The organism is Thioalkalivibrio sp. ALE10, assembly GCF_000381385.1.
Classification (GTDB): Bacteria; Pseudomonadota; Gammaproteobacteria; order Ectothiorhodospirales; family Ectothiorhodospiraceae; genus Thioalkalivibrio.
In genome coordinates this window covers 1-12,443 of sequence record NZ_KB906452.1, presented here as the reverse complement: position 1 = coordinate 12,443, position 12,443 = coordinate 1, and the positions used below count along the sequence as shown (strand labels likewise).

Genomic DNA, 12,443 nt, shown 5'->3' with positions numbered 1-12,443 from the left:
GGCGAAGCAAGCCGCCCCCCGGAATCCGGGGGACGGCGAGGGCTGTCAGGGGGCTTCGGAAATGGGGCGGGGGATCAGCGCCCCAGGCCGGTGAGGCGCGCGGGCTCCAGGATCTCGATCCAGTAGCCGTCGAGGTCCTTCACGAAGGCGATGTCCTTCAGTCCGCCCTCGTCGGGGCGCTTCACGAACTCCACGTCGTTCTGGTCGAACCAGCGCACGGCGGCGTCCAGGTCGGGCACCGAGAAGCAGATGTGGCCGAAGCCCTGCGGTTCGGCGTTGCCGTCGTGGTAGTGGAAGTCCGGATCCTTCTCGGTGCCGTAGTTGTAGGTCAGCTCGAGGATGCCGCGCTGGCTGAACATCCAGCGGGTGCGTTCGCCCTCGTCCTGCGGCGGCGCGGGTTCGTCGTCGTCCTGACGCGCGAGGAAATACAGCGTGAACTCGAATTCCGGGAAGTCCAGGGTCTTCACCAGCTCCATGCCGAACACGCGGCGGTAGAAATCCAGCGACGCGTCGGGGTCCTTCACGCGCAGCATGGTGTGGTTGAAGCGGAAGCCTGCGGTGGGGTTGTCGCTCATGTGCGGATCCTTTGTTCGGCCGAATGGGATGGGTCGGGAGAATGGAACACGCCCCCGGCGTCTCCCGCAACTGCCCGGCCCGTGCGTGCTGTCCTATACTGCGCGGATCGCAAGGGAAGAATACGGAGATCGGGGTGAACTCACGACTGGCAATGCGGGCCCTGGCCCTGCTGGCCCTGGTGCTGACGGCCAGCGGCTGCGCGATGCTCTCGCCCTCGCCGCCGCAGGATCAGAGCAACATCTGCGAGATCTTCCGCGAGGAACCGCGCTGGTACGACTACGCCCTGGACTCCCAGGAGCAATGGGGCACTCCCATTGCCACGCAGATGGCGATCATCCAGCAGGAGTCCTCGTTCCGCAGCCACGTGCGCCCGCCGCGCGAGCGCCTGCTGGGGATCATCCCGTGGCGCCGGCCGTCCTCGGCCTATGGCTATGCCCAGGCCCAGGACCCCGTCTGGGGCGAATACCGCGAGGACGCCGGCAGCCGCTTCGCCCGGCGCACGCACATGAAGCACGCGACCGACTTCATCGGCTGGTACAACGAGCGCACCCGGCGCATGACCGGGGTTTCCCTGCATAACCCGGAGCACCTGTATCTCGCCTACCACGAGGGGCAGGGCGGCTATAACCGCGGCAGCTATCGCGGCAAGCCCGGGGTGCAGCGCGCCGCGCGTCAGGTGCGTGACCGCGCCAGTCGCTATGCGAGCCAGCTGGAGAGCTGCGAGTCCGAGTTCCGCTGCCGGCGGTTCTGGCAGGTGGGGCCGTTTTGTCGCCAGTGACGGTCTGCCCGGGGTCTACCACTCCGGGTCCAGCGGATGCAGGTCCGGGTCGAGCGTCCAGGGGCCCGGCGGCGGCACGGTCCGGTCGGCGACCAGGGGGCGGATCCGGCGCAGGAACGTGTCGCGCGGGAGTTCGATCGCGCCCAGGTTCACCAGGTGTTCGGTGGCCATCTGGGTGTCGATCAGCGGCCAGTCCCGGGCCACCATGTGGCGGCACAGCCAGGCGAGGGCAATCTTCGAGGCGTCGCGCTCGAGGCTGAACATGGACTCGCCGCAGAACAGCCGGCCCGCGGCCATCCCGTAGAGCCCGCCGATCAGCCGCGGGCCGTCCCACACCTCCACCGAATGCGCATGGCCCACGCGATGCAGCGCGGTATAGGCCTCCTGCATGCTCTGGGTGATCCAGGTGCCGGCGGAGCGGGCGCGCGGCCCGGCACAGCCGGCGATCACGCGCTCGAAGGCGCGGTCGAAGGTGACGGTGTAGCCGGCGTTGCGCAGGGTCTTGCGCAGCGAGCGCCGGATGCGGAAGGCGCCGGGTTCCAGCACCGCGCGCGGGTCGGGGCTCCACCACAGGATCGGCTGGCCGGCCTCGAACCAGGGGAAGATCCCGCTGCGGTAGGCGTTGACCAGGCGCGGCACGGAGAGATCGCCGCCGGCGGCGAGCAGGCCGTTGGGCTCGTCCAGCGCGGTCTCCGCCGGCGGGAACGGCGCCTCCGGGTGATCCGGGTCCAGCCAAGGGAGGGTGATGGGGCTGCGGGGGCTCATGCGGCGCCTGGTTGGTCGGTGCCGGATCGGCCAGCGCCGGATCGGCCAGAGGGCTGGCCTCCTACGACGGTGGGAGGCCGGCCCTCCGGCCGATTGTGCGTTCGGGCAATCTCTTGCGCCGGATCGGCCAGGGGCTGGCCTCCTACGACGGGGCGAACCCTGCCCCCGGTGGGAGGCCGGCCCTCCGGCCGATTGTGCGTTCGGGCTGTCTCCTGCGCCGGATCGGCCAGGGGCTGGCCTCCTACGACGGGGCGAACCCTGCCCCCGGTGGGAGGCCGGCCCTCCGGCCGATTGTGCGTTCGGGCAATCTCTTGCGCCGGATCGGCCAGGGGCTGGCCTCCTACGGCGGGGCGAACCCTGCCGCCGGTAGGAGGCCGGCCCTCCGGCCGATTGTGCGTTCGGGCAATCTCCTGCGCCGGGTCGGCCAGGGGCTGGCCTCCTGCGGATACGGGATGGATCGCGGGGTTAACCGGGGGCATGGCCGGATTCTCCCTGGCGATAGGGCGAATGCTCGTGCAGGCGCTCGCAGTGGCTGCGCATCAGGTCCGCCTCGCGTTCGCAGAAATCGCGCACCGGCCCGTCGAAGCCCGGGGTCAGGATCGCGTGGATCGACCAGGTGGGCGTGGGCAGGAAGCCGCGCGGGATCTTGTGCTCGCCCTGGGCGCCGGGCTCGAAGCGCGTGAGCCCTTCGCGGATGCAGAACTCGATGCCCTGGTAGTAGCAGGTCTCGAAATGCAGGGCGTCCAGCTCCTCGGTGGCGCCCCAGAAGCGCCCGTACAGGGTGTCGTGGCTGCGGTAGCACAGCGCGGCGGCGATGGTCTCGCCGTCGCCATCCTCACCATCGCCATTCTCCGGGCGGCGGGCCTCGAACAGCACCACCTGATCGCCCAGTGCGGCGGCCGTCTCCACGAAGAACGCCTCGGTGAGCGTGGGGATGCCCATGTGCTTCTCGAAGGTGTCCACGTAGAAGCGATGGAAGCGCGCCCAGTCCTCCGGCGAGCCGGTGGCTCCGGTGACGGTACGGAAGGTGATGCCGGCTTCCGCGACGCGCCGGCGTTCGCGCTTGATGTTCTTGCGCTTTTTCGACGACAGCGCGGCGAGAAAGGCATCGAAATCGGCATAGCCGCCGTCCGCGGCGTTGGTCCAGTGGTACTGGCAGCCCATGCGCTCGGGCAGCCCCAGCGGGGCCAGCGCTTCGCGGTCGGCGGACTCGGGGAACAGCACGTGGACCCCGGAGGCCTCCAGTTCGCGCCCGCGCGAGACCAGCGCGCGCAGCAGCTGACGGCGCAGGCGGTCCGGGTCGGGGGCCTCGGGGTGTACCAGCAGACGGGGACCGGTGGCCGGGGTGTAGGGCACCGCGACCACCAGCTTGGGGTAATACTGCAGGCCCTGGCGCTGCCAGGCCCCTTCCCAGGCGAAGTCGAAGACGAACTCGCCGTAGTTGTTGGTCTTGGCGTAGGCGGGGGCGGCGGCCACCAGCGCGTCGTCGTGGAAGATCAGCACGTGCTGGGGGAACCAGCCATAGGCCCGTCCCAGGCACTCGTGGCGTTCCAGCCCCTCGAGGAAGGCATGGCGCAGAAACGGCTCGCGTCCGCCGGTGAGGGCATCCCACGCGGCGGGGTCGAGCTCGCCCAGCCCGTCGCGCAGCTCGATGCGCTCGTCCACCCCGGCGGGCGGGCCGTCTTCACCGGTCGCTGCACGGGCTTCCGCGCCCGGGGTCCCGGGATCGTCGGACGAGTGCTCCTCGCTCACCGCCGTGTCCGCGTCACAGCTGCTCGTCGAGGTATTTCTCCGCGTCCAGGGCGGCCATGCAGCCGGTGCCCGCGGAGGTCACGGCCTGGCGGTAGATGTGGTCCATCACGTCGCCCGCGGCGAACACGCCCGGCACGATGGTGGCGGTGGCGCCACCGTCCTGGCCGCCCTTCACCTTGATGTAGCCGTTCTCCATGTCCAGCTGGCCCTGGAAGATGTCGGTGTTGGGCTTGTGGCCGATGGCGATGAACACGCCCATCACGTCGAGCTCCTTGGTCTCGCCGCTTTGCGCGTGCTTCAGGCGCGCGCCGGTCACGCCGGTCTGGTCGCCGAGGATCTCGTCGAGGTTGTGGTTCCACTCGATGTTCACGTTGCCGTTCTTTTCCTTCTCGAACAGCTTGTCCTGCAGGATCTTCTCCGCGCGCAGGGCATCGCGCCGGTGCACCAGGGTCACCTCGGAGGCGATGTTGGACAGGTACAGCGCCTCTTCCACGGCGGTGTTGCCGCCGCCGATGACCGCCACCTTCTGGTTGCGGTAGAAGAAGCCGTCGCAGGTCGCGCAGGCGGACACGCCCTTGCCGGCGAAGGTCGTTTCCGACTCCAGACCCAGGTACTGCGCCGAGGCGCCGGTGGAGATGATCAGGGCATCGGCGGTGTAGGTGGCCTGGTCGCCGGTCAGGCGGAACGGGCGCTGGTTCACGTCCACGGTATGGATGTGATCGTTGATCACCGTGGTGTCGAAGCGTTCGGCGTGCTTCTTCATGCGCTCCATCAGCTCGGGGCCCTGCACGCCGGCGTCGTCGCCCGGCCAGTTGTCCACGTCGGTGGTGGTCATCAGCTGGCCGCCCTGTTCCAGACCGGTGACGACGACCGGGTTGAGGTTGGCGCGGGCGGCGTACACCGCGGCGGTCCAGCCGGCCGGGCCGGAGCCCAGGATCAGCAGCGGGCAATGGCGCTCGTTCCCGCCGGACTTGCTGGCGGCTTCGTCGCTCTCGGAGGAAACCTGCACCGCCCCGGTGGCGGCCATGATGCCCGCGGGCTGCTTCTCGTCACTCATTTTGCTCGCTCCATGAAATCGGTTGTATGGGCGGGATTATTGGGGCGCGGGGCAGGCTTGTCCAACACCCGTTGCGATAAGCGAATTTCATGAACCCGTTCCGCCCCGATCGTGACCCCGGGCCATCACTACATGGGGCCGCCGGTGGACAACCGCGGCCCTCGCGCCAGCCGCGGCAGGACGCCGAATCCCCTAAGTTGTCCACAGGTTGTTCCCCGCTTGTTATTTCGCCGAGTACTATATGTAGTGGCTGGCAAGAGCTCGATCCCCGATCTATAGTATTCCACGTCATCGCCGGGCGATGACCCCAGATTTTTCCAGATGACCGTTTCGCGCGAGGCCTGCCCCCATGTACAGCGACACCCAGACTGCCGAATCCGCACAGGACACGACCTATCCGCCGCAGTCCGAGCCCTCGGCGGAAGTGATGGCCACCAGCCCCGGCCAGCATCAGGTGATCCGCCGCAACGGCAAGGTCACCAGCTTTGACCCGGCCAAGATCGAGGTCGCCATCACCAAGGCCTTCCTCGCGGTGGAAGGCGGCAACGCCGCGGCCAGCCGGCGCATCCACGACATCGTCAAGGAGCTGTCCGCGCAGGTGAGCGACAACCTGTTCCGCCGCGCCGGCACCCAGGGCACCACCGTCCACATCGAGGACATCCAGGATCAGGTGGAACTGGCGCTGATGCGCGGCGGCCATCACAAGGTGGCCCGCGCCTACGTGCTGTACCGCGAGCAGCAGGCGCAGAAGCGCGCCGCCGAGGCCGCCGAGCAGGGTCCGGCGGAGGAGGCCGAGGCGCCGGTGGTCCACGTGACCCGCGCCGACGGCACCCGCTCGCCGCTGGACGAGCAGCGCCTCAAGGCGGTGGTCGACGAGGCCTGCGACGGCATCGACCAGGTGGAAGGCGAGCGCATCCTCAAGGAAGCGCGCCGCAACCTGTTCGACGGCGTGCACGAGAAGGACGTGGGCACCGCGCTGGTGATGGCCGCGCGCGTAATGATCGAACAGGAGCCCAACTACTCCGAGGTTACCGCCCGCCTGCTGCTGGACAACCTGCGGCGCGAGGCCCTGAGCTTTGTCTCCGGCCGCCGCGAGGAGGCCACCCAGGCGCAGCTCGCCGAGCGCTATCCGGAGTACTTCGGCGCCTATATCCGCCGCGCCGCCGAGCTCGAGCTGGTGGACGACGAGCTGACCCGCTACGACCTCGACAAGCTGGGCGCCGCGCTCAAGCCCGAGCGCGACCTGCAGTTCACCTATCTCGGCCTGCAGACCCTGTATGACCGCTACTTCATCCACAGCGACGAGGTGCGCTTCGAACTGCCGCAGGCGTTCTTCATGCGCGTGGCCATGGGTCTGGCGATCAACGAGATCGATCGCGAGGCGCGCGCCATCGAGTTCTACGAGCTGCTGTCCAGCTTCGACTTCATGAGCTCCACGCCGACGCTGTTCAACTCCGGCACCCTGCGCCCGCAGCTCTCCAGCTGCTACCTGACCAGCGTGCCGGACGACCTCGACGGCATCTACAGCGCCGTCCGCGACAACGCGCTGCTGTCCAAGTTTGCCGGCGGGCTGGGCAACGACTGGACCCGCGTGCGCGGCATGGGCGCCCATATCAAGGGCACCAACGGCAAGTCCCAGGGCGTGGTCCCGTTCCTCAAGGTGGCCAACGACACCGCCGTGGCCGTGAACCAGGGCGGCAAGCGCAAGGGCGCGGTGTGCGCCTACCTCGAGACCTGGCACATCGATGTCGAGGAGTTCATCGAGCTGCGCAAGAACACCGGCGACGACCGCCGCCGCACCCACGACATGAACAGCGCCAACTGGATCCCGGACCTGTTCATGAAGCGCGTGGCCGAGGAGGGCCAGTGGACCCTGTTCTCGCCCAACGAGACCCCCGACCTGCACGACCTGGTGGGCGAGGAGTTCGAGAAGCGCTACTGCGAGTACGAAGAGAAGGCCGCGCGCGGCGAGATCAAGGTGTACAAGACCCTCAACGCGGTCGACCTGTGGCGCAAGATGCTCGGCATGCTGTTCGAGACCGGCCATCCGTGGATGACCTTCAAGGACCCGTGCAACCTGCGCAGCCCGCAGCAGCACGCCGGCGTGGTCCACAGCTCCAACCTGTGCACCGAGATCACCCTGAACACCTCGGACGACGAGATCGCGGTGTGCAACCTGGGCTCGGTCAACCTGGCCGCGCACGTGGACGAGAACGGCCAGTTCGATCACGCCAAGCTCGAGAAGACCGTGAACACGGCCATGCGCATGCTCGACAACGTGATCGACTACAACTACTACTCCGTGCCCCAGGCGCGGCGCTCCAACCTGCGCCATCGCCCGGTGGGTCTGGGCGTGATGGGCTTCCAGGACGCCCTGTACCTGCAGCGCATCCCGTACGCCTCGGAAGAAGCCGTGGAGTTCGCCGACACGTCCATGGAGGCCATCTCCTGGTACTCCATCAAGGCCTCCACCGACCTGGCCGAGGAACGCGGCCGCTACGAGAGCTTCCCCGGCAGCCTGTGGAGCCAGGGCATCCTGCCGATCGACTCGATCGACAAGCTGGCCGAGTCGCGCGGTGACTACCTGCAGATGGACCGCACCCAGCGCATGGACTGGGAGAGCCTGCGCGAGCGCGTGAAGACCATGGGCATGCGCAACTCCAACACCATGGCCATCGCGCCCACCGCGACCATCTCCAACATCTGCGGGGTCAGCCAGTCGATCGAGCCGACCTACCAGAACCTGTTCGTCAAATCGAACCTGTCGGGCGAGTTCACCGTCATCAACCCCTACCTGGTCCACGACCTGAAGGACCGCGGCCTGTGGGACGAGGTGATGGTCAACGACCTCAAGTACTACGACGGCTCGGTGCAGCCGCTGGACCGCGTGCCCGAAGACCTCAAGGCGCTGTACGCCACCGCCTTCGAGCTGGACACCCGCTGGCTGGTCGAGGCCGCCTCGCGCCGGCAGAAGTGGATCGACCAGGCGCAGAGCCTGAACCTGTACATGGCCGAGCCCTCCGGGCCCAAGCTGGACGCCCTGTACAAGCTGGCCTGGGTGCGCGGTCTCAAGACCACCTACTACCTGCGCTCCATGGGTGCGACCCACGTGGAGAAGAGCACCGTCGCCGACTCCTCGCGCGCCAACAAGCTCAACGCCGTGAGCGGCGGCCCCGGTGACAGCGCCGCGGGCTCCGATGCCCCGGCCGCCTGCTCCGTACTCGACCCCGACTGCGAGGCCTGCCAGTAAGGCAGGCCTCCGACCTCAACCGAACACCGAACACGTAACACCGAATCGACAAGGAGAACGCACATGCTGTCCTGGGACGATCCGATCGCCGCCATCAAGGGCGAAAACCAGCAGGAACCCAAGGTCCGTCCGGGCATGGGCTTCCAGGAAAACGAAGACCTGATGACCACCGCCGGGGCCGCCCCCAGCGTCTCGCCCGAACCGGAGAACGCCGGCGGCCCCGCGCCCGATTACGATGAAGAAGCCCTGACCGGCACCGGCCTCGAAGACATCGAGATGGGTGCCGACCGCATCCGCGTGGACGACAAGCAGATCATCAACTGCAACGCCGACCTCAACCAGCTGGTGCCGTTCAAGTATCAGTGGGCGTGGCAGAAGTACCTGGACGGCTGCGCCAACCACTGGATGCCGCAGGAAATCAACATGAACGCGGACATCGCCCTGTGGAAGGACCCGAATGGATTAACTGAGGACGAGCGCACCATCGTCAAGCGCAACCTCGGCTTCTTCTCCACCGCCGACTCGCTGGTGGCCAACAACCTGGTGCTGGCCGTGTACCGCCACATCACCAACCCCGAGTGCCGCCAGTACCTGCTGCGCCAGGCCTTCGAGGAAGCGCTGCACACCCACGCCTACCAGTACTGCGTGGAAAGCCTGGGCCTGGATGAAGGCGAGATCTTCAACATGTACCGCGAGGTCCCCTCGGTGGCTACCAAGGCGGAGTGGGCCCTGCCGTTCACCAAGCACCTGGCCGACCCGAACTTCCGCACCGGCACCCCCGAGAACGACCAGAAGCTGCTGCGCGAACTGATCGCCTTCTACGTGATCTTCGAGGGCATCTTCTTCTACGTGGGCTTCGTGCAGATCCTCTCCATGGGCCGGCGCAACAAGATGACCGGCGTGGCCGAGCAGTTCCAGTACATCCTGCGCGACGAATCCATGCACATGAACTTCGGCATCGACGTGATCAACCAGATCAAGGTCGAGAACCCGCACCTGTGGACCGAAGACTTCAAGAACGAAATGCGCAACATGATCGCCGACGCGGTGGAACTGGAAGCCCAGTACGCCCGCGACACCATGCCCCGCGGCGTGCTCGGCATGAACGCGCCCATGTTCGAGGAGTACCTGCACTTCATCGCCAACCGCCGCTGCGCCCAGATCGGCCTGGCCGAACTGTACCCCGGCGCCGACAACCCGTTCCCCTGGATGAGCGAAGTGCTCGACCTGAAGAAGGAGAAGAACTTCTTCGAGACCCGGGTAACGGAATACCAGACCGGGGGCGCGCTGAGCTGGGACTGACCCGGCGAGGCCGAGACCCACAGAAGCGGAGCCAGGGAAATGGCCATGCAGCAACAGAAGAGGGCGCCGAAAGTCGGCGCCCTTTTTTGTGGAACGTTACGCCAGGTCCAGCGGGCTGCGCACCGCCAGGCCGCCCCGGTTCAGCACGTGCGTGTAAATCTGGGTCGTGGACACATCGCTGTGGCCCAGCAATTCCTGCACCGTGCGGATGTCGTAACCGCCCTCAAGCAGATGTGTGGCAAAACTGTGGCGCAAGGTGTGGCAGCTCGCCTTCTTTGCGATACCCGCCCGTCGGGCCGCAGACGTCACCGCCTTTTGCACGGCCGTCTCGTGCAGGTGATGCCGACGCGTTGCACCGCTTCGCGGGTCCACGGAAAGCCGTCCGCTCGGAAACACGAACTGCCAGCGCCACTCCCGCGCTGCCGCGGGGTACTTGCGGGCCAGGGCGTCCGGAAGCAGGGCCTCCCCGAAACCGGCATCCAGGTCTCGTTGATGCAGTGCCCGGGCCTCCTCGAGATGCCTCGAAAGTGGATCGAGCAGCGATTGCGGCAACGGGACGATACGATCCTTGTCGCCCTTGCCTCGCCGCACCACGATCAGCCCCTGATCGAACTCCACATCCTGGACGCGCAGACGAAGCGCCTCCATCAGCCGCATGCCCGAACCGTAGAGCAGGGAGGCGATGAGCCAGTGCATGCCATCGAGCTCCGCCAGCAGACGGTTGACCTCGTCGCGCGAAAGAACCACCGGCAACCGTTTTGGCCGACGAGACCGCCTGAACGCTCCCAGATCACCCAGGGGTTTCTCCAGCACCTTCTCGTAAAGGAACACCAGCGCATTGAGCGCCTGGTTCTGGGTGCTGGCCGCGACATTCCGTTCCACTACCAAATGTTCCAGAAACGCAGCCACTTCCGCACCGCCAAGCTCATCCGGGGACCGCTCCTCGAAATGCCAAAGAAAGCGACAGGCCCAGCCGAGATAGGCCTTCTCCGTGCGGAACGCCATACCCCGTGTACGAATGGCCGAGGCCAGCCGTGCAAAGAGATCAAGATGCTTGCGGATGAGCGGAGTAAAGCGCGTCTCGCCAACTCGTTGTGCGTAATCTTCCGGCGAAACCGGCGCAAACTCCCGTGCCGTCGTGGCATGTTGCGCCTCCAGCGTGCGCGCCGAATCCAGCCAGAAGTCCCAGTCCGGCGGTGTCGTCCATTCTGGCTTCACGATGCTATACAGAATCCGTATAGCATCGACGGTCTGTCGGAACTGCCAGCCCTGCACCGACGCTTTCTGCTCCTCGCTGGTCAGATACTGAGCGATGTCCTCCGCCCCGAGTTCCGCCAGGCGACGACCGGGATACGCCGCGATAAACCGTTCCGCCCGGACTACGTACCAGCGTACCGCCTTTGGCTTAACCCCTTGAGAAATCGCCACATTCCGGTATCGCTCCCAGAAACGGCGCTCCCTTTCGGCACGACTTCCTGTCGCCATCCGCCGACCTCCTTGTTTATCCATGATTCGCTCAGGGGTATGCTGCAGGAACAGCGGCTGCCAGAGCAAGGGCCGGCGCTGCGAGAATCAGGTGCTATACAGATTCTGCATATCACCAATATGACAGATTCTGTCTAATCTACTGTTAAAAATATAGGATCCAATGCTGGCCGCCACTAATCAGGATTTAATATGGCAACAGATGACACTCAGGATGTAGATTCAGATTTGGTTGGTAACGAAGACGTACCGGTACCGACGACTTCAAAGAAAAAGAGGTTGCGAAGGTCACTTTCTGCAGCTAGGAGAGAGCTGAGTGACGAAGAGCTAGGCTCATCAGCGGTTCAAAAACTGCTCATCGACGAAGTGGAGAGATTAGAGGACGAGAATCAAGATCTCGATTATTACAGGGAGCAGTTTCACGAAGCTGACAAAAAAGCATCAATCTTTGAGGAGCGCCACAGAAGAGTTCTCTCTCAAGAAATTATTTCTAATAGTTGCCTTGTTGTCGGGGCGGCGGCATTAGGATACGTCCCTTCTTTATCAAAGGATGTCACCACCGCAGCCATTGTCGCAGTTTTTGGCGGAATTTTAGTCGTTGCAGGAATTTGGGCTAAGGTGGTTCGTTTATGAGTGCAAAAATTATCGCAATAAAGGAGCTAGGTGAGATTTCCAATGAAAGGGTTGTTGCTAGGGTTAAAGGCAATATAGATATTGGAGCTTACGTCCTGCTTTCTACGGGATACGCGGACGAGTCGGTCACAAATGAGGTAGAAGACGCGTATTGGTTTCCTGACAAAGATGTATCTGAAGGTGATCTAGTTGTTCTTTACACTAAACGTGGTCGTGATAAAACTCGAGAAAATAAAAATGGAAGCAAAACACACTTTTTCTATTGGGGTAAAGATAGTGCTATTTGGGGGCGCTCAAATAGGGCTGCCGTTTTAATCCAATCAAGAAGTTGGCAAGCTTTTACTCCTGATAATTTTTAACAAGGCCAGGCACGGCGACGCCTACTACGTTGCGGCTTCGCCTCCATTCCGCAGTCGCGCGTGCTGGCTGCGTTATGCGCGATCTAAACGATGTCGATTCATTTCGTATTTGGCGATGGACATGGCGCGTGCAAATCCGACTGGGGAAATCGAATTTAACGCAGCACCCATCGCACATCTGACCTAAATGTCAGGTCTCGTCTGATTGCATACCGCGAGAGAAGGCACCCCTGTTTCATGCCCGGGAGTGGATGAGTATTGTGCCCGATGAGCGAACGGGAGGCTGACCGCATGGCGAGTACGATCCATTCCAACGCCCGCACCACACCCCGGATCCGGCAGGAACTGCAGGAGGCGCCGGCCGGCGTCAGCGACCCGGAACTGGCCCGGCGCTACGGCATCAGTCGCATGACGGTGCGCAAGTGGCGCCGCCGGCGCACCGAGGTGGAAGACCGGACCCATCGTCCGAAGACGATGCACACGACG

Annotated in this window: 11 protein-coding genes; 6 read left to right on the top strand and 5 right to left on the bottom strand. The window is 64.9% G+C overall.

Going from position 1 to position 12,443, the window contains the following annotated elements:
• Positions 1 to 74: 74 nt before the first annotated feature.
• Positions 75 to 575 (bottom strand): lactoylglutathione lyase, encoded by a 501-nt coding sequence (gloA, locus tag F788_RS0106470; protein ID WP_019589660.1) that lies wholly within the window; start codon positions 573 to 575, stop codon positions 75 to 77.
• Between the two features lie 152 nt (positions 576 to 727).
• Between gloA and F788_RS0106465 the strand changes: the two genes are divergently transcribed.
• Positions 728 to 1,354 (top strand): hypothetical protein, encoded by a 627-nt coding sequence (locus tag F788_RS0106465; protein WP_019021931.1) that lies wholly within the window; start codon positions 728 to 730, stop codon positions 1,352 to 1,354.
• Positions 1,355 to 1,369: 15 nt separating this feature from the next.
• Here the strand turns inward: F788_RS0106465 and aat are convergent, their stop codons facing one another.
• The 3 genes from aat to trxB all read right to left on the bottom strand — a co-directional run bounded on the left by aat (position 1,370) and on the right by trxB (position 4,928).
• Positions 1,370 to 2,119 (bottom strand): leucyl/phenylalanyl-tRNA--protein transferase, encoded by a 750-nt coding sequence (gene aat / locus F788_RS0106460; RefSeq protein WP_019589659.1) that lies wholly within the window; start codon positions 2,117 to 2,119, stop codon positions 1,370 to 1,372.
• A gap of 465 nt (positions 2,120 to 2,584) precedes the next feature.
• Positions 2,585 to 3,871, bottom strand: coding sequence for a GNAT family N-acetyltransferase (locus F788_RS0106455; protein ID WP_019589658.1), 1,287 nt, complete (start codon positions 3,869 to 3,871; stop codon positions 2,585 to 2,587).
• A gap of 13 nt (positions 3,872 to 3,884) precedes the next feature.
• The gene (trxB, locus tag F788_RS0106450; RefSeq protein WP_019589657.1) at positions 3,885 to 4,928 is read right to left on the bottom strand and encodes a thioredoxin-disulfide reductase; all 1,044 of its coding nucleotides are present in this window, start codon (positions 4,926 to 4,928) and stop codon (positions 3,885 to 3,887) included.
• A 349-nt stretch (positions 4,929 to 5,277) separates the two neighbouring features.
• Here trxB and F788_RS0106445 point away from each other — a divergent pair, with 349 nt between their 5' ends.
• Both F788_RS0106445 and F788_RS0106440 read left to right on the top strand, forming a co-directional pair.
• The gene (locus tag F788_RS0106445; RefSeq protein WP_019589656.1) at positions 5,278 to 8,178 is read left to right on the top strand and encodes a ribonucleoside-diphosphate reductase subunit alpha; all 2,901 of its coding nucleotides are present in this window, start codon (positions 5,278 to 5,280) and stop codon (positions 8,176 to 8,178) included.
• 63 nt (positions 8,179 to 8,241) lie between these two features.
• Complete coding sequence (locus tag F788_RS0106440) at positions 8,242 to 9,480, top strand: ribonucleotide-diphosphate reductase subunit beta (RefSeq protein WP_019589655.1); 1,239 nt, start codon at positions 8,242 to 8,244, stop codon at positions 9,478 to 9,480.
• Between the two features lie 96 nt (positions 9,481 to 9,576).
• Here the strand turns inward: F788_RS0106440 and F788_RS0106435 are convergent, their stop codons facing one another.
• Positions 9,577 to 10,965, bottom strand: a complete 1,389-nt coding sequence (locus F788_RS0106435) for an integron integrase (RefSeq protein WP_304412333.1) — start codon at positions 10,963 to 10,965, stop codon at positions 9,577 to 9,579.
• Positions 10,966 to 11,157: 192 nt separating this feature from the next.
• Between F788_RS0106435 and F788_RS13925 the strand changes: the two genes are divergently transcribed.
• From F788_RS13925 to F788_RS0106430, 3 genes are all read left to right on the top strand, one after another.
• A complete protein-coding gene (locus F788_RS13925; RefSeq protein WP_155984433.1) occupies positions 11,158 to 11,598 on the top strand; it encodes a hypothetical protein in 441 nt (146 codons plus the stop codon).
• Positions 11,595 to 11,957 carry a hypothetical protein gene (locus F788_RS13920; RefSeq protein ID WP_155984432.1) on the top strand — a complete coding sequence of 121 codons (363 nt, stop codon included), beginning with the start codon at positions 11,595 to 11,597 and terminating at the stop codon, positions 11,955 to 11,957. The genes F788_RS13925 and F788_RS13920 overlap by 4 nt, the downstream gene beginning before the upstream one ends.
• Before the next feature lie 291 nt (positions 11,958 to 12,248).
• On the top strand, positions 12,249 to 12,443 hold a 195-nt coding region (locus tag F788_RS0106430; RefSeq protein WP_198004415.1), incomplete at its 3' end, for a helix-turn-helix domain-containing protein.